This is a genomic window from Megasphaera sp. AM44-1BH (assembly GCF_003467125.1).
Taxonomy (GTDB): domain Bacteria; phylum Bacillota; class Negativicutes; order Veillonellales; family Megasphaeraceae; genus Megasphaera.
The window spans coordinates 24,924-47,002 of sequence record NZ_QSFA01000019.1 but is presented as its reverse complement, the minus strand read 5'-3'; the positions used below and the strand labels follow the sequence as shown (position 1 = coordinate 47,002).

The following is a 22,079-nucleotide window of genomic DNA, read 5'->3' as shown; positions in this document are numbered from 1 at the left end:
GGCGTTCATTCGTATGTTGCATTGTTCAGTTTTCAAAGGTCATCTGCTATTGAAGTGGTATCTCCAACAGCTCGTTTAGTATATCACACTATTCCGTTTTGTCAAGCACTAATTTTAAACTCTTTTGTTTCAAAACTGTATTTGATGTTCTTCGGTCTCATGCGATGTAAAGAATTTTACCATCAAAAAAAGAGGATGTCAATAGGTACAGCCCCTCTTTTTGCAAAATTTTTTCTATAACGTCTGTTTTACACTTTTTGAACGATGCTGAACCGTCGTAATACTTTCCAGATCTTTTTGTTTGCTTTCAATACCCAGTCCCATTACAACAGCTGCTACGGCGATAAAAACAAAGGCAAACATGTAAAATACGGCGCCGAAACCGAAACTATTCCCAATCATGACACCGACCATCACAGGAGCTGCCATGCCGCCGAATCGGCCGAAGCCGGCCGCCCAGCCGCTGCCAAGAGCGCGGATAGTAGTCGGATACTGTTCTGGCGTATACGTATAAAGGACGCCCCATGCCCCGAGATTGAAAAACGACATAACAGAGCCCCACATCATCAAGGATGCTGCTGTGGAAGCGTGTCCAAAGAAATAGCTGGCCACGCCGCTGAAAAGAAGAAATACAGACAAGGTATATTTTCGTCCCAGTTTATCGACGAGCCATGCGGCACAGTAATATCCGGGCAACTGGGCCAGCGTCATAACAAGTACATATTCAAACGTCTTGACTACGGTAAAGCCCTGTTGGAATACCAATGATGGCAGCCACATGAAAATCCCATAATAGCTGAAATTAATACCGAACCATACGAGCCATAACATGATAGTCCGTTTCATATAGGGTTTCTTCCACAATTCCAGGAACGAGACCGTCGTAGCCGGCGGCAGTTCTTCCGGACCGTCAGAAAAAGGAAGTACAGGTACGTGCAGTTTGCGTTCCAGTGACGTGACGATCGCCCTGGCTTCTTCGGCTTTGCCCCGTGACAGAAGGTAACGGACCGATTCCGGCATATGAAGGCGGATTAAAAATACATATACGGCAGGGACGGCTCCTAGTGCAAAGGCCATACGCCATCCATAAACAGGAATAAAGAAATAAGCGATGCAGGCTGCTGCAATCCAGCCCAGTCCCCAGAAGCTTTCCAGAAGGACAATGAAGCGGCCGCGCACCCGTGACGGAGCGTATTCCGATACCAGAGTGGCTGCAACCGGTAGTTCTCCCCCTAAACCAAACCCGACGAGGAACCGGAATAAAAGCAAAGACTGATAATCCCATGATATAGCACATAGTGCCGAAGCGATACTATATAAAAGTACGGTTATCGAAAAAACTTTCTTCCGTCCCAGATGATCGGCAACGGTCCCGGATATAACAGCCCCCAGAGCCATCCCGATCAGGCCAATACTGCCAATCAGCCCCATCTGGCCGGGAGCCAGCTGCCATTCTTTTGCCAGGACTGGCAGTATAAATGCAATTAATCCCGTATCCATCGAATCAAAAAGCCAGCCCAGGCCGGTTACTAATAAAAGTTTGTAGTGAAACGAGCCTACAGGCAGCGCTTCCAGACGTTCCAAAACCATGTCAATTCCTCCTAATCCATTCTTTACAGATGTCATGACAGCTGTAATATATTGTGTATTGTACACGCAAAAAAAAATAAAAGCAATAGGAAATCAATCATTCCTATTGCTTCTATCTGATGAATTTATGGATTATATAAAATTCCAAGCTTGTCCAATGCGCCTTCAATGGCAGCTATATCCGCTTCCGTATCTGCCTCAATCAGGTGCGAGTGAATGCCCCCGCTGATACGGCTGAGCAATTCAGCGTGGGCAACCTGCATGCGATGGATGTACTGGTCTACATCACGCCGGGAGCGGAGATTCAGTGCCCCTTCCAGATACCCATAGACTTGATGTTCGACAACGACATTGTGCACCCGGCCGCCATTATCCACAATAGCTTCCAGTTCGGCCCGCATCTGTTCCGGACCGTGACATACAACAATCATACGCTGTATACCCACGTGCCCTGCATGGTCCAGTTGATACCCACGGGGTGTAGAAATAATAGAGATTCCCCTGGCACGTAATAACGCCACGTCTCCTACAATAATCTGACGGCTGACCTGGCATTTTTTGGATAATTCAGTTCCCGTGACAGGGCTGCTGGCCTTTGTCAATATATCAATAATTTGTTTTCTCCGATCTTCGCTCTCCATATCTATACCTTCTTTATGACAATCTCTTCTGTATCCTGATTAACAGAAAGGAAAAAAGCCGCAAACAAATTACCTAATAAAAATCCAATCCCCAATCCCGGTATAAAACCAAGGAGCTCATTAAATACCCACGAATGTACCAGAAGGGGCATATAAAATACCAGACACTGGATTCCTGCCAGAACTATCGTAATGCCCAATAAGAACAGAAACATACAGCCTGCACAGGGATAATAAAATTCTCCCCCTGCCTGTTCGTGATAAAAGCGTCGCATTTTTTTCCTCAACAGCACGGCGATTCCTACGCTGAGAAAATTTCCCAGCAGAAACCAGAGGACAGCCATGAAAAAAAAATCGGCAAAGTAATAGATCACTACACAAGCCCAAAGAATATACAATACCGGTACAGGCAAAAAATATGCCAGATTTTCCGAACAATGTTTGCGGTATCGGAACGAAAATACAGAGAGGAAAATGACCATACAGATCTGAAACCCTGTCAGTGCATCGAAACCGGTAAGCATGGCTTCCACTCCTCTCTTCTGCTATAAACACAGCTTATATTAGTATTTTAACATAAAGAGGAAGTAAATCCTATGAAAATCAGACAAAATTTATAGGAAATCAGAAACGGCGCCACGGCAGACCAAGGTTCCATGCCAGTCCTCGATGCACAAAAAAGCCTGCCGTCTGTGGCAGGCTTTTTTCGCAGCATGACATATTATAAATCAGAAAAATCTAATGTAGCAAACAAATCATCTATCGTTTCAGCACGGCGGATCTGGGTCACCGAACCATCAGCATGAAGCAGCAGTTCAGCCGAACGCAGTTTTCCGTTATAATTAAAGCCCATGGAATGACCATGTGCCCCGGCATCATGAATGACCAGGATGTCTCCATCGTCTATCCGGGGAAGGCTGCGGTCAATAGCGAACTTATCGCAGTTTTCACACAGGGAACCGGTCACATCATAAACGTGGTTTTTCGGTTCATTTTCCTTGCCCATGACCGTAATATGATGATAGGCGCCGTACATGCCCGGACGCATCAGGTTAGCCATAGACGCATCGACACCAATATATTCCTTCCAGATGTGTTTATGATGGATAGCCGTCGTTACGAGATACCCATAAGGCCCCGTAATGGCACGGCCGCATTCAAAGGAAATCCGGCACGTATGCAGTCCGGCCGGTTCCATGATGGCATCAAAATGGGCCTTAATGCCTGCGCTGAGTTCATCATAATCAACAAAGGATTCTTCCGGACGGTACGGCAGTCCGATCCCGCCGCCAAAATCAATGAATTCCACACTGATTCCTAACAAATTTTTTACTTCTGCAGCCAGTTCGAACATCATCTTTGCTGTAAAAATAAGTCCGCTGGCGTTCAATTCATTCGATACGACCATGGTATGCAGGCCAAAATGCTTGACACCCTTGTCTTTCAAAATACGGATAGCATCAAATACCTGTTCCCGTGTCATGCCATACTTGGCTTCTTCCGGTTTCCCAATGTATTCGTTGCCGCCCTTAAGCATGGGGCCGGGGTTATAACGGACACAGATCCATTCCGGCAGCGGACCCCGTTTTTCCATGTATTCAATCATGGAAATATCATCCAGATTGATGAGAGCCCCTAATTCCATAGCTCTGGCAAATTCTTTATACGGCGTATCGTTGGACGAAAATACGATATCCCGTCCTGTAATGCCTACTTTATCACATAATTCCAGTTCAGGAAGGGAGCTGCAGTCCGCGCCGACGCCTTCTGCTTTTAACAATTTCATGATATACGGATTCGGCGTCGCTTTGACGGCAAAATATTCTTTAAAATCGTAAGCCCAGTCGAAGGCCTTGATTAATTTACGGACATTATCGAGAATAGCCTGTTCATCATAAATATGGAACGGCGTAGGATACGTAGCAATAATATTGCGAATCTGTTCTTCTGAAAATGGAACGGTCTTTTTGTTCATCCTATTCAACTCCATTGATATAAAAAAATAATTTTAAATTGTTTCTTTTACATACGTATTATATAATGGATAAAGATAATTTGTGAAATAGATTATATTAATTTTTACAATTTGTTTTTCGAATTATATAGTTAAAGGAACGTGACCTTATGGATACTACGACACTGCGTACATTTATTGCCCTGGCCCAGATAAAAAATTTCACCAAAACAGCACAGCAATTATTTGTCGCCCAGTCTACCGTAACCAACCGCATCCGTGATTTGGAAACCGAGCTGGGCAAATCCTTATTTGTCCGCAATCATAAACAAGTGGAACTGACTCCGGCGGGGGAAAAATTCCTCGATTATGCCCAGCGGTTCATCGCACTGGAAATCACGGCCTTCCAGGATCTCCAGAGCAGTTCCGTCTTTGCCCAGAAGATTCACATCGGCTCGACAAATACGATTTATGAATGTCATCTGCAAAAAAGCATCCGCGCCTATATGAAAACCAGGCCGGCCGTTTCCCTGAACATTACCATCAGCCATACGCCGGAAATGCTCCGCAGCCTTCAGGACGGCATACTGGATGTCGTATTCACCTATTCCGCACTGTACCGGGACGGCATTATTTGTAAACTATACCGTACCGATACATTAGACCTGGTATGCAGCAGTGCAGATACGACCTACGCCGGAGGAATACGCAAAGACGACCTGCAAAAGATAGACTATTTATTCTGTAATTTTGCGCTGCAGGGAGTCGGTCTGTATATCCAGGACTTGTTTCCCCGCCATCACCGGTTCCCGATGGAAATTGATAACAGCACCAAGCTGCCCCAATATCTGGCAGAGGGATTGGGCTATTCCTTCCTTCCCCACAGCCTGGTAGAAGACGATCTGGAACAGGGCATTCTCCGCGCCGTTCCTCTTCTCGATTTTGCCCCGCCACGCGTAAGCAGCTATTATGTCACCCGTTCTTCCGCTTCGCTCCCTCATGACCTGGAAACGTATCTGCTAACATAAAAAAAGCAATTCTGCTGCACAGGGAGCAGAATTGCTTTTATAAACATCAGATAAAATACGACCGTATCTTACTGTGCTTTTGCTACTTCAACGAGTTTTGCAAAGGCAGCTGCGTCATTGACAGCCAGGTCAGCCAGCATCTTGCGGTCAACAATGACATTTGCCTTGTTCAGGCCATAAATAAATCTGCTGTAGCTCATACCATTGGCACGGCTTGCTGCATTGATACGGGCAATCCAGAGTTTACGGAATTCACGTTTCTTGGCACGACGGTCACGACGGGCATAGAAAAGAGCCTTCATGACGCTTTCGTTAGCTTTTTTGAAAAGGCGGGAGCGGGTGCCGCGATAGCCTTTAGCCAATTTCAAGATTTTTTTATGACGAGCGTGTGCAGTAACGCCAACTTTAATTCTAGCCATGATTCATTTCCTCCAAATCTATATGTTAACTACGTCAGTATTCCCTTAGATGTAGGGGCACATTTTACGAACAGCATCCACTGTTGTCTTGGCAACCAGTGCTGCTTTTCTCAGATTCCGTTTACGCTTTGGGGATTTAGATTCCAGAATATGGCTCTTATACGGTTTCATCCGTTTGAATTTACCAGTACCAGTTGTTGTAAAACGTTTGGCCGCAGCACGGCGGGTTTTTAATTTCGGCATAATTATATATCCTCCTCTTACTTCGCTTTGTTGACAGCGATGACCATGGTCATGTTTCTGCCTTCTACTTTAGGTTCCTTTTCTACATGGGCAACGTCCTTCAGTTCATCAGCAAAACGCATCAATAATTTTTCGCCCAGTTCCGGATGGCTCATTTCGCGGCCGCGGAACATAATCGTAACTTTGACTTTGCTGCCTTCCCCTAAGAAGCGCTGCGCAGCTTTCATCTTGACATAGAAGTCATGATCTTCAATATTGGGACGGAGCTTGACTTCTTTCAGCATCAGGATCTTCTGTTTCTTTTTAGCTTCTTTTTCCCGTTTCTGCTGTTCGTACCGATACTTACCATAATTCATGATACGGCATACAGGCGGTCTGCCATTCGGCGCTACTTCTACCAGATCAAGGTGCCGTTCTTCGGCAATCTGCCGGGCAGAACGAAGGGACATGACTCCCAGCTGTTCATTATTGTCGCTTACCACACGGACTTCGCGGGCTCTGATTTGATCGTTGATACGTAATTCCTTACTAATCGTCGTTCACCTCCATAAAAAAAAGAACGGAAAGCATGCGCCATCCGTCTGTATGGGTATACATCATTTTACCTTAGTAACAATTTCAGTCATGTAAGGTGAGAGGCGGATAGCTTCTGCTTTGTTTTCAACATTGAAAGTATATCAAAACTCCCATCGCTTGTCAATGGATAGTTGCAATAAAGTTTTTAATAATTTTTATTAGCACTCTCTTGACATAGTGGCTAACAAGACGTATACTATAGGCGTAGACAGAAAGGAAAAGGTTCCAGAGGCTTAAAGGTCAAAAGAGCTAAAAGATAAAAAGTCTACATTTCATCACTATCACATATTCACCTAAGAAAAGAGGTTTTATATTATGAGAAACTTATTTCCTGTAAGCACCGATTTTGCATTTCCTGACAGCACATTTGATAATTTCTTCAACGGTTTGTTCCAGCCCACAGCAGAAACGCAGGTAAAACTGCCCAAAGTGGATATCGAAGATACAGGAAAAGCGTATGTCCTGACAGCCGATCTGCCAGGTATGGCAAAAAAAGATATCACCATTACCTATGCCAACGACATCCTGACTATCGGGGCACAGCATAAGGAAGAAACAGAAGAAAAATCTCCGGAAACCAGTGCTCAGGCTGCTTCTGCCAGCAGTGATACAGCCGAAAAGAGCAGCAAGGCTCCGGCAAAAGAAGAACATCATTTCCTCCGTAAAGAACGTACCAATACGGTATACAGCCGTCAGTTCGTCGTCCGTAACATCCAGCGCGATGGCATCGAAGCTTCGTTTGAAAACGGTGTCCTCACCATCACGTTACCCAAACAGGATCCTGATGCCATTCAGGCCAGCCAGCGGATTGATATCAAATAAGTAGTCCATCTCCCCTATTTTATACATTACTTCCCATATACATCACTTTCCCCATCCCTTAACACAAACGGGGCTGCCTCCCATGAGTATTCCTACTCACGGGAGGCAGCCCTGTTTGCGTTTAATGGTCCGTTCTCAGGCATTTTTTACAAAACGGTAATCTTGTTCTGCCTTGGGATATTTTTCCTTGTCAATTTCACTCATAAAATCTTTCAGCGGACGGGCATAGGTTTTCATCGTCCCCGATAACGCCTTATAAATAACGAATTTTTCTCCCGTTTCCGTATGTTCGGCAAGGGTGATGATCTGATATTTTCCACCCTTGAAATGCAGCCATATTTCATTCGCTTTTGGAAGTTCTCTCATGAATTACATCCTCCTGAAAATAACCGGTATTTCCCTGCCCGTTTTTTGTTTCATCTCATATTATCCGTACTATCCGTCGGCAGGCTAATTCTTATTGTATCACATTTAAAGCAAAATAGATATCGTCAAAAAGTAGTCAGTTCATCAAATATCTTCTCCGCATAGGTATCCGTCATGCCTGCAATATAATCGATACAGGCCCGCCGGTAATCCTGTTCTGAATCTGAAATGTGATAAATGACCGTGTTGCCAAAGCTGTTTCCAAATTTATCCTTTTTGGCAATATGCCGGCCTATATCAGAAAACTTCCGCATCCGTTCCAGAAAATGTTTCCCCAGTGTAGGATAATCATCCTGAAGGCGCCTGATATTGTCCAGTGTCTGTTCCCCGGCATAACACTCTTTTAAGATGCCGTAAATCGATTCCAGGATCAGGCGGGCATAGGCATGATATACTTCCAGCCTTTTATTATGATAAATATACTGATAGTTAAATTTCATGACGCAGTGCATCAGGTCGAGATGGTTCTGGGACAAGACCAGTCCCCGTCCGGGAGAGCTCTCTTTGCACAAATCCGTAATAAGGGGATACATAATAGCCGTATTGCTTACCGACAGCAGATGAGCATGGAGATGTCCATTCAATTCTTCTTTAAGCTCCTGCAGCGGATGACCGTCTTCCGTCAGAATATGAAGGCGGACGGCATCCTCTATATCTCTTCCAAGATACGCAATTTTATCAGAAATTTTGACGACGCAGCCTTCCCATGTATACGGTTCAAATTCATTGGGACGCTGGATGGATTCCAGGTCAATCGCTTCGTCCCTGGGGCGCAGGACCGTCTGATGTACCTCACCACAATGACAGATGATACCATCGCGCACAGCGTATGTCAGAAGCAGATTAGAGGTTTTCCCTTCCGGATCAAGCAGCGTTTCAATGTCATCGACTACACGCAGCCCCTGTTTTTCATGCCAGAATGTTTCATGCAGCTCCTTTTCACTGATCTGCCGCAGGACCCGTTCTCCCAGATGCCCGAACGGGGAGTGGCCCAGATCATGGGCATTGGCAATAGCCTGAATCAATTCCGTATTCAGGCCCAGATATTGACCGATCGTTCCACTGACAGAAGCGACCTGATTGACATGTTCGATGCGGGTGCAGATATGATCATTCTTTGTCGTAAAAAACACCTGCGTCTTATGTTTCAGTCTGCTATATGCCGTCGAATGAATGATACGCGTAAAATCGCGGCCAAATTCCGTGCGGAAGTCATCGGCCCGGTGATACAGGTTCCCCCTGCGGGAAATAGCCGTCTGCCAGTGCGGATGATGCGGATCCATCCGTACAGACGCAAAAGATTGTTCCATCTGCACCCCTTCTATCTTTTCTTATACTGCTTATATACATAATACACGGTCAGGATCAGCGTTGCCCATATAATAATCCGGCCGCCGTATTGCCCAAATTTCAATAAGTCGTGCCCCAGCCATACTTCGACAATGACAGAAGGGACTTTGCCTATAATAGTAGCCGCCAGGTGATGGGAAAAACTGATGCGGCTCATAGAGGCCACTGCCGTAATGACCAGATTCGGCGAATACGGGATAGCCCGGGCGAGCGCTATGGTCTTTATGGTACTGTACTTATCCAGTTTTTCTGTCAGATGGCTTCGCTCTACCAGCTTGCGGGCCTTATCCCGCAGCACTGTCCGCATGATGACAAATCCCAGAATATTTCCCAGTACTTCCCCTATCCAGGAAATAACGATACCTGGCAGGAGACCAAATATGACACCATTGACCGTTAAAAAAGGAATAGATGGCAGGCCCGTCATATTGGTCAGCACAATCATAAAAATGGTAATTCCGATTGCACCATATCCAAAGGAAGAAATATATTCTGTCAGCCCTTCCACATTGCCATCCAGAGTAAGACGGAACAAGGTCTGATAGAAATCAGGGATAAAGTATTGGACTGCCGCCAGTTCAACGATAACAATCACAAGAACAGCCAGTTTCATCAATTTATCTAACAAAGAACTTCGTATCATACCTATACACTTCTCTACCTATAAATCAGGATTTTCTTTACTCCGGAACTGCTGCAAAGAAGCCTGCGCTTCTTCTACGCGAATATGTTGTGCTTCTTTCTCCGCTACATCGACAGACAGCCACCGTTTGGCTTCCTTTTTGATCAGCTTGTACAAGTCCCGCGGAAAATCAGGACACGTCGTCGTGATTCCCCTGGGCTGTACGGCTTCCCGTTCCAGATAATAATTATGAGGATACCATCCGCTCTGGGCCCGGTGCCACGGATCCAGAAATAAATGGTCGGCAAACTGGCCGCTTACGTTCGTCAGTTCGAACTCATCGATAGAGCCAATCGTACGCAGTTTATGAAAAAATACGCGTCCTCCTGTAGATTTCATGCGCAGCCGCGATAAATAGGAAAATTCGCCAATAGGGCCATTGACAGGAATCGGATTATGTATATCATGACCGAAATCGCCACTGGCACCGGGAATAGTATCACAGGCTTCCCCTGCCAGCACGTCCCCGCGTATATCTTCTGGCAGCCTTTCGTTTTGTTTTTCTATACTGTTCATGATGAGTAATGCATCATCATACAACTTTTCACTCCGCGTACGCTGCGGACCTTCTTTATACATTTTTTCAAAAAAGCCCATCCTGTCGTCCTCCTTTTTCTGTCATTATTATAACACGCCGAAAAAAAGCAGGGCAACAGAAGCGACGCACTTAGCGTAAAATAGTTGTCTTCTGTCCTGGTATCCATAAAAGAGAGATAGTATAATAGATCTATATTTATTGACAGAGAAAGGTGACGAGCTGATGAAACAATTAGAAGTCGTAGCGGCTATTCTGACGTATAAAGGAAAAATCCTCTGCATGCAGCGGGGAAAGGGGAACTATCCCTATGTATCGTTCAAATATGAATTTCCCGGTGGAAAAATCGAACCGGGTGAATCACGGCACGCAGCACTGGAACGGGAATTACGGGAAGAAATGAACATTCATACGACCATCAAAGAAAGCGACCTGTATATGACCGTTCATCATCAATACCCCGATTTTGCCATTACTATGCATGCCTTCTATTGTCCGCTCTCCTCACCGGAATTTACCCGCAAGGAACACATCGCATCATGCTGGCTTTCTCCGCAGGAGCTGCCCTCACTGGACTGGGCGGCAGCCGATCAGCCCATCATGGAAAAATTAGTTTCTGAACCGGATAAAAAGTAAAGGGTGCTGTACGATGACGACAGGCAATATTCTGGAAAATTGTTTGCGCGAAGGATTTATCGATTATAATACGAAAGCGGATTCACGGTATGTTCCCCGCATTGTAACCAATAACCGCGCACAAAAGACAAAAGTGCTGGATACGCTGGTTACACAGCTGACCTATTGCGATGAGTTCTATTTCTCCGTAGCCTTTATCACGAAATCGGGGATTGCCTGCCTGAAAGATGTCCTGCTGGAATATAAAGACCGGCCGGTCAAAGGCTATATCCTGGCTTCCCAGTATCTGAATTTCACCGAGCCCGACGCCCTTCGCGACCTGCTTACCCTGGAGGCCTATCTGTGCCCGCCCTCTTCCATCGAACTCCGCATGGTCACGGAAGACCACGGCTTCCACGCCAAAGGCTATTTATTCCATCTGCCCAACCGGAGTCAGGAAAACTACACGATGATTCTGGGCAGCAGCAATCTCACCGCTTCGGCCCTGACGACCAATCAGGAATGGAACGTCTTTTTCACGTCCTCCAAAGACGGCGGCCTCATCCGGCAGATGCGTTCCGAATTCGATACGCTGTGGAAGGAAGCCGTCCCGGTCGATGAAGACTGGATCAAAGCCTACGAACAGGTATACACCTATAACCGGCCCAGGCATACCCATCTGGTACGTATGCAGACCATCAATCCCAATGCCATGCAGAAAGAAGCCCTGCAGGGACTCCAGCAATTACGGGACCAGGGCGCCGACAGAGGGCTCCTCATTTCGGCAACGGGCACAGGCAAAACCTATCTGTCCGCCTTTGACGTGCGCATCTTCCGGCCACGGCGTTTCTTATTCATCGTCCACAGGGAACTCATTGCCAAAGCGGCCCGCCAGAGTTATGAAAACGTCTGGTGTGCCCGGGAAGATACGGGCCTTTTGTCCGGCAGTCAGAAAGACTGGGATGCTCCTTACCTTTTCTGCACGATCCAGACGCTTTCCCAGCCCGACGTATATACGAGATTTTCCCCCGATTCCTTTGATTATATCGTCGTCGATGAAGTACACCGTGCCGGAGCGGCTTCATACCAACGAATATTCCGCTATTTCAAGCCCCGGTTCTGGCTGGGCATGACGGCCACGCCGGAACGATCCGACGACTTCGATATCTACGAACTGTTTCATCATCATATCGCCTATGAAATCCGCCTCCATCAGGCGCTGGCAGAAAACATGCTCGTACCGTTCCATTATCACGGCATTGCCGATATTTCCGTGAATGGGCAGCTTCTGGATGAATCTGCCACCATACAGGACCTGACCTGTGAAGAACGGGTCCGTCATATCCTGTATTACTCCTCCTATTACGGATGCGATGGAAACCGCCTGCGCTGTCTCATCTTCTGCAGCCGCGTCGAGGAAGCCCGCATCCTGGCCGGTTTGCTGCAAAAACAAGGGCGCCGTGCCGTAGCGCTCAGCGGCGATTCCACACCGGAAATGCGGGACGATGCCATCCGCCGCCTCGAAGGCAATCCGGATACGACACCCGACTATATCGAATACATCCTGACCCGCGATATATTCAACGAAGGGGTCGATATCCCGTCTATTGACCAGATCATCATGCTGCGCCCCACCCAGTCGGCCATCATCTTTGTCCAGCAGCTGGGCCGCGGCCTGCGCAAATTCCCTCATAAACGCTATCTGGAGGTCCTCGACTTCATCGGCAATTATAAAAATAATTTTCTCCTGCCCATCGCCCTCTATGGAGACCGCACGTACAACAAGGACGATGTGCGGCGTACCATGTCCCAGAATTTCCTGCCCGGTTCTACGTCCGTTCATTTCCAGGATGTCGTCAAAGAAAAAATTTACGAAGCCATCAATACCCGGAAATCATTGGCCGATGCACAGGAATTAAAACAATCGTATAAAGACTTGCAATACCGTCTGGGCCGGCGGCCACTCATGATGGATTTCGTAAAACTGGGAGATAAGGACCCTTATTTGTACGTCCAAAAGAGTCAATCCTATTTCGCCTATGCCCAAAGCATCGACAAGACACCTACGTCGCTCACGGAAGACCATGAAGCCGTGCTGAAACTGGTCAGCCTGGAACTGGCCAATGGCAAGCGACTGGAAGAATTGCAGGTCCTGCACTACCTGTTGTCCCTCCCAGCCCTTCTCATTGACGACCTCCGGGCGTATATAAGCCATACCTGCGGCTACGAGACATCGGAAAAAACGATTGCCGGCATCGAAAACGTCCTGTCCCTGCATTTCTTTACACAGACAGCACAGAAAAAATACAGGCATATCCCCCTCGTATTGCGCAGGGAAAATCAATTCGTCCTGACGTCCCGGATGAAGGCCCTCACGGAAAACAGCGAATTCCTGACCTATCTGAACGACTGTCTCGACTATGGCATGTACCAGTTCCACAAACAGACCGACGGCCAGGCCTATGCCGGCGAATTCGTCCGCTATGGGAAATACTCCCGCAAAGACGTATCGCGGCTGCTCAATTATAAGACCAACCGGGAAGGAACGCTCAATGGCTATGCCATCGTCGATGACAACGATTTTGAAACGACGGGACGGCGCACCTGCCCGATTTTCGTCACCTACGAAAAGAGCGACGATATTTCCGAAAGCACCAAATACGAAGACCGGTTCATCGCGCCCGACCGCTTCAGCTGGATGACCCGGTCCCGTGTGCGGCTGGATTCAAGAGAAGTGCCCAAAATCCAGTCGCCTCTGACCCGGAAACTGCTCTTTGTCAAAAAGAGTGACGGCGAAGGCACCGATTTCTACTATCTTGGCGACCTGTCTGTCGCTGCCGGGCCGGTACAAAAAGAAATGACTGGCAATAACGGGAAAACCCTGCCAGTCGTCAATTTCCAATTCAAGCTCGATGTCCCGGTCGAAACCAGGCTGTATGAATATCTTACCCACTAAACGGCCGATAAAGGACCTATTTACCTCTTCATCAGCCGGTACACCACACGGATGCAACAAACAAACAGAATCCCTGCCATGCATCCCACGCTATCCAGTATGACATCATGCCACGTAGAGGTCCTTCCACCGGAAAACTGCTGGATATATTCGTCCAGCGATGCCACCAGAATGGCAATGAAAAGCACCCATAGTGTATGCGATTTCCCCGTATAAGCCAGTAAGACCCCACTGACCGTACAGCCCAGCATGGCATATTCTGCCAGATGGGCCAGGCGGCGCAGTGTGCCATCGCTGACATACGGGGCTATTGCCGTGCCCTGCACCCAGGGCCGGACCAGAGCCAGGACACGCTGGCTTTCGTGATGGGAAATGGCTCCCGGCTGCATGGAATGCCATCCGATGACAAAAAGGACGCCAATGACCAGAATCAGGCAAACCCACCTCCACTTTTTATGCTCCATGACATACTCCTCTGAAATAGTACCTGCTGGCATCACGCCGACCATTTTTTTCATATCTATTCCTCCTCATCACGAAGCCAGTCCGATAGGATACAACATGCCTTTTAGTCGCTATCTTAGTCGTTTTTCTTAGCCAGCGACTAAGAAATGAGTTAAATGGCCTGGAGCGATTCCCGGGCCTGCCGGAGTCCTTGTTCGCCATAGCGGTCATATATAGCCTGAAGGCGGTCAAGCATTTCCTGTTTCTGTTCCGGGATTTTCCCATAAATGGCTGTGATGATGGAGGCATTGGTTGCATCGATCAGCGTATTTATGTTCAGGTCCTTCAGAAATTCCTTGAGCTCCAAGACTCGTTCTCCTTCCGTCGCTTCCTGAAACTCACCGCTCTGTACGTCTTTCATCAGCGGCGTATCCGGGAAAATCGTAAGGCCTGCAATGATGATCCGGTCCGGATGCAACTGATTCAAAGCTTCGGCTGTCTTTTTGGCATGATCCAGTCCATATCCCCTGCCGCCGAGACCGCTCAGGAAAATTACTTCATACGGGAGCCCGGCTTCATCCATTTTGGAAAGCTGAGGGACAATCTCGTTGGCATGATAGCCCTTATTCATGTAGGACAGAATCTTTTCATCTCCTGATTCGATACCGAAGACGATGCCGGAATAGCCCAGTTCTTTTAACTTCCGCAACTGTTCAGCTGTTTTGTTCCGTAGACTGACTACACGACCGTAGCCACCGATAGTTTTTACAAAGGGCAGATAGGTATGGATCAGTTCGGCAATCCGTTTCAGCCGGTCAAAACTGAGCAGGAACGGGTCGGCACCTTGCAGCCAGATACGCGGGAAAGGAATCCCGTAGCTTCTGAGTTCTTGCAAATCTTCTATGATTTCATTTTCCAGTGAAATGGCAAAGGGAGCATCTTTATAATAGGTACAAAACCGGCAGGCGTTGTGGCTGCATCCACTCGTGACCTGCAGATAAACACTCCGTGCTTCATAAGGGGGACGTACGACATTACTGGCAAAATGCATGATTCATGACTCCTCGAATAATATATTTGTAAGCAAGATTTCCGCTTCGCTTACGGTATCAAATACTCTCTCATTGGAATATCCTGATGCAGCTATTATTAATAAAGATTGGCAGCCAGGGAACTACCAAAGTCCGTTATCCACGCCAGTCTGTACATTCTGATATAGAATCGATCAAAGGCTTGGAAGTATGTCACCATATTGTTCATCAATATGCTTTTTTAAATCCTGGAATGCGGGAATATACACTTGGATAATCTTCGTTACCAGGCGTTTTGCTGCTTCACCATCATAAAGATGTGTCATGTCATTTCGATCTCTGAGCATCGCCAAGAAGATGTCCGGATCGATAAAATCATAGACGGCGTACGCTTCCTTAATGATTTCCCGCGGTGAACCACTATGAGCTGCGTTACGTCCTTCGTATTTCAATAATTCTTTTAACAATTTCCACGTCAATTCAAACTGCAAGGAAAATTTGTTGATAATACCGCTGAGTATAAATTCGTTATCTAAATCTTCCTTTCCGGCACTGGCCAATACAGTCAGGTTTGAACAAAAATTTTCATATTTTTTCATAAAGCGTAACACCTTCTTTCTGAATCATAGCACGAAAGTCTGGTTCCAGTGGATCATCCAAGTTAATGATATCGAATTTCAATAACGTCCATGCATTTTCCTCTATATTCAAACAAAATTGTGTAAAATCCCCCCCAGAGACAGCCAGGTCTATGTCACTGGCACGTCCATAATCTCCCCGTGATCGGGACCCAAAAAGAATAACTTTTTGCACTCCCCATTTACTGGCAATGGTACTTATTTCTTTTATTAACTCTTCACTGAGTCCTGTTCTCTGTATATCCATTGTATTTATCATATATGTCACCTTCGACGTTCCATCCAGATTCCATGTCGTATTTTTTACGGACTCATACGATATAGTCGTGTCTGTATAATAGATAAATTTATTATATCATTCTGGATTTCCCTACTCAATATAAAGAAACACTACGGAAAGCGTCAATCTTATATCGGTAAAATACGCCATTCCCATCCCCACTATCCCCTCTCCCCCGACCTCCGCTGACATAGTTGACAGTTCAACCATGTCACGTGCAGCAGTATAAATTGTGGCTGGCAGCCATAATCAGCACCTCCATATATACATGCGATATAATTCATATGCACACATTTCGCTTTTATTGTGGTTAACATGTTTTATGGAGGTAAAAACTATGAGTAAATTTTCTAAGCTGCCTATGCGGCAGTTAACTGCGGATGCTGTACGATACCGTCTTGCCTTTCTTTCTAAGCTGCCTATGCGGCAGTTAACGAACGATTTACGCGGTATTGGGATGAATGGAATTTCTAAGCTGCCTATGCGGCAGTTAACTCATCCAGACCAGAAGATTATCAGGCCGTTCATTTCTAAGCTGCCTATGCGGCAGTTAACTGTTATGTATGTTGCCGTTGCTCCTGTTTTATTTTCTAAGCTGCCTATGCGGCAGTTAACTCCTTGATGGCCTGCACCAGACTATATTCATATTTCTAAGCTGCCTATGCGGCAGTTAACAAAGACCCGTCAGATCACCTTCAAGAATCTGAATTTCTAAGCTGCCTATGCGGCAGTTAACTGAAAGTGCCAAATACGTATCAATTGAATCGATTTCTAAGCTGCCTATGCGGCAGTTAACTTTAAGAGATTCTATGAATTCCTGATGCAGCTTTTCTAAGCTGCCTATGCGGCAGTTAACTCACGGACACCGTATTTCTTGATAGCCTGAGTTTTCTAAGCTGCCTATGCGGCAGTTAACCCATTGCTTTTTCTGTACAGCCTATAATCATTTTTCTAAGCTGCCTATGCGGCAGTTAACAAGTGTATAGATTGTGGCGACGGAACATTCAATTTCTAAGCTGCCTATGCGGCAGTTAACATGTACGTTTTTTCAAAAGTTATTTTTGTCTATTTCTAAGCTGCCTATGCGGCAGTTAACGTGGTTGACAAAAGAAGGGCTACTTAGATTGCATTTCTAAGCTGCCTATGCGGCAGTTAACCCATTTATTGCCACCCATCTGGGATACAGTAATTTCTAAGCTGCCTATGCGGCAGTTAACTACAACGTTGAGCGAGTGATACCCATATTAGTTTTCTAAGCTGCCTATGCGGCAGTTAACCAACGAAAATCTACAAAAATTACAATTACCAATTTCTAAGCTGCCTATGCGGCAGTTAACGATTGTTACTAAGACCTGCCCAAATTGTACGGTTTCTAAGCTGCCTATGCGGCAGTTAACACGTATGTAAGCTATACGCCGGACAGCGTCATTTTCTAAGCTGCCTATGCGGCAGTTAACGCTTAACCATGCGGGTTTCAAGACTTAGACAATTTCTAAGCTGCCTATGCGGCAGTTAACATTCTGTACGTCCGATACGAGTCCGGAGTTCTTTTCTAAGCTGCCTATGCGGCAGTTAACATGGATGCATACTGGATAGCCATAGGTTTATATTTCTAAGCTGCCTATGCGGCAGTTAACAACATGCCGTTCAAAGACGCCGCCGCGGTATCTTTCTAAGCTGCCTATGCGGCAGTTAACGTAACGGGTGTCAGTCAGCAGGACCTTGAAACTTTCTAAGCTGCCTATGCGACAGTTAACAAGAATATTTACGACATTAGGAGGTTATATTATTTTCTAAGCTGCCTATGCGACAGTTAACGTAGTCTTTTGCGCAAATATCCTTATGCTGCTTAAGCTCGCAGCGGGTTACCCTTATTTAACCAAAATTTTAGACACTTGTCAAAACCCTTGATTTGCAAGGCCTGCGAGCAACGGAAAATTTTTTGGTCAAAAGTCAGGGACCGATGTTTCAGTACTGAGCCCATATGCAGAGAATCCCTCGCAGGGCTGCTCAACCGCTTCTTTTTTTTGGATGAACAGGCTAAAACGATGATGGTTGGTCATACTCTCCAATTGGATATACGGATATTGAACCTTATGAGTAAGTGCCGGGAAAAGCTTTTGGGCTTCTTCTATCGACATATCGTGCCGTTTTGCATAGCGTCTAGCTTTTCGCATCGCTGTGCCCTCTGGCTGATAGCGGCTGTACGTCACGAAGCCTTTGCATGCTCTGACGGGGACTGGACGAATGGCTTTGATTCTCACATAATCTGGTGTAAAGCGCTTCAATGCCTCAGTCAGATTCAAATGCTGGAGTTCTGATTCTTCTGGAGCAAGTAAACGAAGTTGATGGCCGAGTGTCGGCGTTTCATCGGAATACTCAGGAAAAGCTACGCCACATCGGATAATCCCCTGTTCATCCTTGCTGTTGACTAATGCCAAATGAACCTGACGGTATACTTTAGACCAAAGGAAGGAAGCGGATATATCTTCTGTCGGCTGCAAGATAACATCTTGGAAGAACCACATGTCAATCATTCCTTTCCACTTGCACCAAATACTCCGCCACGAATCAGCATAGCCATTACGTAATGTGCAGCTTCCGGGCTGTCAAAATCAGCACCCAGTGAATATTTATCAAACAGCGTATAAAAATCGCATTTTTCTTTTGGATTGCGGAACGCCTTACCCAGATTCGTCACAGTGCCATACGGTTCGACAGAAATTGGTCCTACACCATCCTTCGTTTCATATGCATTATACCAGGTGTCAATCGTGCGAATCGCATTGCCGAGCTTCTGAGAATGCATGGCTGCCGTGCCGTTCACTTCATACAAAACTTTGCTCTTCTTGCCTTTCCCTTTATCAAGAATGAGTTCTTCGCTCGGATAGACTTCCTGCCCCTTGCCAATCTTGGCAAAAGCTGTAATTTCCAACAGCAGATACGGGATTTTGCCAGACAATGCCGATTCAATCTGTTCTGCTAATGTTTCAACTGTTGCATCACTGTTGTCAAAATTCTGCAGAGAATAATCATACGAATAGAACAGCCACTGCTTATCGTCAGCTTTTACCTGTACTTCCAGGTCTTCTGCACCAACGCGATTCCGCCAGAGGAAGCGCGCATTAGCCAGATTCAGCGCATACCGTTTAGCCAGTTCACCAAAACCATACTGCTCCGCATAACGATCCCCCATCTCCATGATTTTTGCTTTATGGTTCGAAACATTACAAGCTGCCGGCACAGCCGCACCTGGCAGGATTTTCATCGTAAACGTAACTTTTAAAGTATCCTGATCCATCGACAACGAGGCCGCATCAACAGTCTGCAGATTAGGTTTCTCTACTTCTGCATTGAGCTTTGCAGGGTCATTGGCCACGGTTGCTTTCAAACGATTGGAAATCGTACCCCGGACGGATTTCTCGCGTAGAGGAAGGGCGGTCGCTTTACCCTGACGATCATCCCAGGTCGTCCCATACATCAAACCATCTGAGAGAACGATTTTTTTCTCAAAAGATAATACCGTTGCTAGCCCCTTCGCATTTGACTTTGCCATAATTAATCCTCTCCTTCATTTGATTCATTCACACAGACATATAAATCTTTATTCTTATCATAATGATAATGCCACATCATGTCATCAATACAATCAAACCGATGGGCCATCTTGAACTCGCCGAGTGTCAGCACGGGTTCTGCAAAGCGATGTAATGTGCTCGCATCACGCTGATTCGCAACATGCCCGAGTGATGTCAGCCCTTTGAAGCCTGTGACGATGGGTACCAACCAGCCTTTTTCCTTGCGTGGCTGTAAATACCAGGAGTCCTGTCCGTCATCATATTCATAGTGCAGAGCCAGTAAATCCAGCATCGTCTGCAAGATATCCTGCTGATTGTTCTCTTCATTCTTTTGTTTCAGTAACTGCCGACGTTCTACCAAGACATATCCTGGCATGAGGCTGCGAATTGCACGGCGCACATCTCTCTCATTTTCTCCATCCACCAGGAGGAGTCTGGAATTTCGTGTCGAAGTTGATTCCATAGGGTCCTGTATTGGCGAAAAATCAAGGATATCTCCACCTGCAATCTTCATTCCCATCAAAGTCTCTGTCGTCTTCTTAGTGAAAGTCGAAAAGCTAATCGGCGCTAGTCCATCTACTTCAATAAGAAGCGATACCGTCAAGTGGACTCTCGCTTCCTCGATAAACGGAGGCCGCTCAAAGGAAGCACCTTTTTTTCGCAAGGGATTCGCAGTAATAATCACCGAGTTCACATAGTCGCCTGGCCCCTTATAGGTCTGAAGGTCAAAATCATGGCAGGATACAGCCAACTTCGTCAAACGGATGTCAGATAGGGATTCACACTGCCGGAGCTTTCTTTCAAGCGCATGCATGGCGCCCAGCCATGCAGTCATGGCGGGAAAACCAATCGTGAGAGGACTGCTGAATGCATTTGCATTGTGGATTTTGACCTGCCGCAACAACAAATACTTTTTCGTTCTATTCATCCTTCTCTCACCTCCTGCTTCAGGACATCCTCCATCGTCGATGCAAAGGCATGCATCTCCGCGTCAGAAAGCGAAATCTCTTGCAGCTTCTCATAACGACAGAATTTTTTGTAAGCATTTACGAGCCAACGGGCAAAGTCCAAGCAGGCCGGCCAAATCCAATCCGTGTCGTCCTGACGCTGACTCCCGTAGGCTACATCCAGCCAAACCGCCTGCTCATCGGACAGCTCTGTATCCTGGCTCCAACCAGCAGGAAGATTCTGCAGGCGATTCGCTTCGTACAGGACACACTCGACAAAATCCAGGATAATATTCTCACGTCGTTCCCGCGCCTCATGATTGTGGCGCTGTTCCCGCAACAGTGTGTCGAGATTAGACAGCGTATCACTGAATCTACGCCAGTAAAGTGAATCGGAGAAGAAATTCCTTTTGGGCAATCTTATCTTGTGTCCACTGAGTATGGGTGGTTGTGAAGGTAAAACATCTACTCCACGAGATGTATTTCGACAGCTCAGATTTTGCGGCTGAGATCCTCCGAATGCAGCACGTGTAATATTAGGGAATATGCAATGTGATTTCCCATAATGTTCCGATTTTTTATCACGGCATTTTCTCTGCAAGTGTAATGCTGTCTCAATTTTCTCTGTTAAAGAGAACATCATAGACACGGGTGAGATGACCGTTAATAGATGATAGTCTTTTTCACCTGTCGGGAAATACACCTGCCGCAAACGAGTATCTGTCTGTCGCGGCAATTCCTGTGGCTGAATCTCAAGAACCTTCTCTCTCAGCGGTTCATACGCAATTCCCAGAGATTCAATTTCCTTGCGGATGAATGGTGCATCTTCGCGAAAGTATTGCCATGCTGTCTTTGCAGCAAGGTCTTCCTTTTGTTCTTCTGCCGTTGCTTTTTCAGAAAACTTTCCTACCAGGAATGAAGCAAATGCCATATAGGCAGCACCGCCTTTTACAACCAAATCATCTTCGGCTGTTATGTCAGCTGTTGTCAAATATCCTTGCCCAACAGGCTGACTGTTATCGTGTATGCTGATTGCAACATCCGGATTAGTATAGCGAGCAATATGTGATACAGTCCTACAGCGTTCCAGGTTCTGTAGATTGCTTTGTATCCATTCTGCCGGGGTCTGTTCTTTTTTTGCCGCTTTATCGGCAATATAAGTTGCTATCGATCCCATATGCATCCCTCCTTATGCCTTTATTATAATTCATAACATTACTACGGTCAATAATAAATTATATTCCAAAGAAATTTATTCAAGAAGCTGCCTACGCGGCAGATAAATAACTTCAAAACATAACTACTTTCTAAGCTGCCTGCACGG

The 22,079-nt window shown here is 46.3% G+C and carries 23 protein-coding genes and 1 CRISPR repeat array; of the genes, 4 read left to right on the top strand and 19 right to left on the bottom strand.

Annotated elements, in window-relative coordinates; all coding sequences use genetic code 11:
- Nucleotides 1-234 precede the first annotated feature (234 nt).
- The 4 genes from DW949_RS11235 to DW949_RS11220 form a co-directional block, all read right to left on the bottom strand.
- Nucleotides 235-1,590 (bottom strand): MFS transporter, encoded by a 1,356-nt coding sequence (locus DW949_RS11235; protein WP_118023305.1) that lies wholly within the window; start codon nucleotides 1,588-1,590, stop codon nucleotides 235-237.
- A 125-nt stretch (nucleotides 1,591-1,715) separates the two neighbouring features.
- Complete coding sequence (locus DW949_RS11230; RefSeq protein ID WP_118023304.1) at nucleotides 1,716-2,231, bottom strand: transcription repressor NadR; 516 nt, start codon at nucleotides 2,229-2,231, stop codon at nucleotides 1,716-1,718.
- Nucleotides 2,232-2,233: 2 nt separating this feature from the next.
- Entirely contained in the window at nucleotides 2,234-2,755 is a 522-nt protein-coding gene (locus DW949_RS11225) for a hypothetical protein (protein ID WP_118023303.1), read from the bottom strand.
- A gap of 197 nt (nucleotides 2,756-2,952) precedes the next feature.
- Nucleotides 2,953-4,206: a diaminopimelate decarboxylase gene (locus tag DW949_RS11220; protein ID WP_118023302.1), complete on the bottom strand. Its 1,254-nt coding sequence runs from the start codon at nucleotides 4,204-4,206 to the stop codon at nucleotides 2,953-2,955.
- A gap of 149 nt (nucleotides 4,207-4,355) precedes the next feature.
- Here DW949_RS11220 and DW949_RS11215 point away from each other — a divergent pair, with 149 nt between their 5' ends.
- A complete protein-coding gene (locus DW949_RS11215) occupies nucleotides 4,356-5,213 on the top strand; it encodes a LysR family transcriptional regulator (protein ID WP_118023301.1) in 858 nt (285 codons plus the stop codon).
- A gap of 68 nt (nucleotides 5,214-5,281) precedes the next feature.
- Here DW949_RS11215 and rplT read toward each other — a convergent pair whose 3' ends face one another.
- From rplT to infC, 3 genes are read right to left on the bottom strand one after another with little or no spacing between them, the layout of a single operon-like run.
- Nucleotides 5,282-5,632 (bottom strand): 50S ribosomal protein L20, encoded by a 351-nt coding sequence (gene rplT, locus DW949_RS11210; RefSeq protein ID WP_118023300.1) that lies wholly within the window; start codon nucleotides 5,630-5,632, stop codon nucleotides 5,282-5,284.
- 45 nt (nucleotides 5,633-5,677) lie between these two features.
- Entirely contained in the window at nucleotides 5,678-5,875 is a 198-nt protein-coding gene (rpmI, locus tag DW949_RS11205) for a 50S ribosomal protein L35 (protein WP_059076967.1), read from the bottom strand.
- A 17-nt stretch (nucleotides 5,876-5,892) separates the two neighbouring features.
- Entirely contained in the window at nucleotides 5,893-6,408 is a 516-nt protein-coding gene (gene infC / locus DW949_RS11200; RefSeq protein WP_118023299.1) for a translation initiation factor IF-3, read from the bottom strand.
- Nucleotides 6,409-6,766: 358 nt separating this feature from the next.
- Between infC and DW949_RS11195 the strand changes: the two genes are divergently transcribed.
- Nucleotides 6,767-7,273 (top strand): Hsp20/alpha crystallin family protein, encoded by a 507-nt coding sequence (locus tag DW949_RS11195; RefSeq protein ID WP_199595889.1) that lies wholly within the window; start codon nucleotides 6,767-6,769, stop codon nucleotides 7,271-7,273.
- Nucleotides 7,274-7,408: 135 nt separating this feature from the next.
- On the opposite strand, the gene DW949_RS11190 is transcribed toward DW949_RS11195, so the two are convergent.
- The 4 genes from DW949_RS11190 to DW949_RS11175 form a co-directional block, all read right to left on the bottom strand.
- Entirely contained in the window at nucleotides 7,409-7,639 is a 231-nt protein-coding gene (locus tag DW949_RS11190; protein ID WP_059076984.1) for a DUF1653 domain-containing protein, read from the bottom strand.
- Nucleotides 7,640-7,764: 125 nt separating this feature from the next.
- Entirely contained in the window at nucleotides 7,765-9,009 is a 1,245-nt protein-coding gene (locus DW949_RS11185) for a deoxyguanosinetriphosphate triphosphohydrolase family protein (protein ID WP_118023297.1), read from the bottom strand.
- 11 nt (nucleotides 9,010-9,020) lie between these two features.
- The gene (locus DW949_RS11180; RefSeq protein ID WP_118023296.1) at nucleotides 9,021-9,692 is read right to left on the bottom strand and encodes a TVP38/TMEM64 family protein; all 672 of its coding nucleotides are present in this window, start codon (nucleotides 9,690-9,692) and stop codon (nucleotides 9,021-9,023) included.
- A gap of 18 nt (nucleotides 9,693-9,710) precedes the next feature.
- A complete protein-coding gene (locus DW949_RS11175; protein WP_118023295.1) occupies nucleotides 9,711-10,328 on the bottom strand; it encodes a hypothetical protein in 618 nt (205 codons plus the stop codon).
- A gap of 163 nt (nucleotides 10,329-10,491) precedes the next feature.
- Between DW949_RS11175 and DW949_RS11170 the strand changes: the two genes are divergently transcribed.
- Both DW949_RS11170 and DW949_RS11165 read left to right on the top strand, forming a co-directional pair.
- On the top strand, nucleotides 10,492-10,902 hold the full coding sequence (locus DW949_RS11170; protein ID WP_118023294.1) for a (deoxy)nucleoside triphosphate pyrophosphohydrolase: 411 nt from the start codon (nucleotides 10,492-10,494) through the stop codon (nucleotides 10,900-10,902).
- A gap of 13 nt (nucleotides 10,903-10,915) precedes the next feature.
- The gene (locus tag DW949_RS11165; protein WP_118023293.1) at nucleotides 10,916-13,837 is read left to right on the top strand and encodes a DUF3427 domain-containing protein; all 2,922 of its coding nucleotides are present in this window, start codon (nucleotides 10,916-10,918) and stop codon (nucleotides 13,835-13,837) included.
- A gap of 20 nt (nucleotides 13,838-13,857) precedes the next feature.
- Here DW949_RS11165 and DW949_RS11160 read toward each other — a convergent pair whose 3' ends face one another.
- The 8 genes from DW949_RS11160 to DW949_RS11125 form a co-directional block, all read right to left on the bottom strand.
- Nucleotides 13,858-14,355, bottom strand: coding sequence for a VanZ family protein (locus tag DW949_RS11160; RefSeq protein ID WP_233539585.1), 498 nt, complete (start codon nucleotides 14,353-14,355; stop codon nucleotides 13,858-13,860).
- 98 nt (nucleotides 14,356-14,453) lie between these two features.
- Nucleotides 14,454-15,332: a radical SAM protein gene (locus tag DW949_RS11155; protein WP_118023292.1), complete on the bottom strand. Its 879-nt coding sequence runs from the start codon at nucleotides 15,330-15,332 to the stop codon at nucleotides 14,454-14,456.
- A gap of 174 nt (nucleotides 15,333-15,506) precedes the next feature.
- Nucleotides 15,507-15,911, bottom strand: coding sequence for an HI0074 family nucleotidyltransferase substrate-binding subunit (locus DW949_RS11150; protein ID WP_118023291.1), 405 nt, complete (start codon nucleotides 15,909-15,911; stop codon nucleotides 15,507-15,509).
- A complete protein-coding gene (locus DW949_RS11145; protein ID WP_118023290.1) occupies nucleotides 15,898-16,209 on the bottom strand; it encodes a nucleotidyltransferase family protein in 312 nt (103 codons plus the stop codon). Before DW949_RS11145 ends, DW949_RS11150 begins: the two co-directional genes overlap by 14 nt.
- 368 nt (nucleotides 16,210-16,577) lie before the next feature.
- Nucleotides 16,578-18,048: direct repeats of the CRISPR family, unit length 28 nt; unit sequence TTTCTAAGCTGCCTATGCGGCAGTTAAC.
- Between the two features lie 128 nt (nucleotides 18,049-18,176).
- The gene (gene cas6f / locus DW949_RS11140; RefSeq protein WP_118023289.1) at nucleotides 18,177-18,767 is read right to left on the bottom strand and encodes a type I-F CRISPR-associated endoribonuclease Cas6/Csy4; all 591 of its coding nucleotides are present in this window, start codon (nucleotides 18,765-18,767) and stop codon (nucleotides 18,177-18,179) included.
- On the bottom strand, nucleotides 18,764-19,786 hold the full coding sequence (gene csy3 / locus DW949_RS11135) for a type I-F CRISPR-associated protein Csy3 (protein WP_118023288.1): 1,023 nt from the start codon (nucleotides 19,784-19,786) through the stop codon (nucleotides 18,764-18,766). The genes cas6f and csy3 overlap by 4 nt, the downstream gene beginning before the upstream one ends.
- A gap of 2 nt (nucleotides 19,787-19,788) precedes the next feature.
- A complete protein-coding gene (gene csy2, locus DW949_RS11130; protein ID WP_118023287.1) occupies nucleotides 19,789-20,736 on the bottom strand; it encodes a type I-F CRISPR-associated protein Csy2 in 948 nt (315 codons plus the stop codon).
- Nucleotides 20,733-21,932 (bottom strand): type I-F CRISPR-associated protein Csy1, encoded by a 1,200-nt coding sequence (locus DW949_RS11125; RefSeq protein ID WP_158570680.1) that lies wholly within the window; start codon nucleotides 21,930-21,932, stop codon nucleotides 20,733-20,735. The genes csy2 and DW949_RS11125 overlap by 4 nt, the downstream gene beginning before the upstream one ends.
- Nucleotides 21,933-22,079 lie beyond the last annotated feature (147 nt).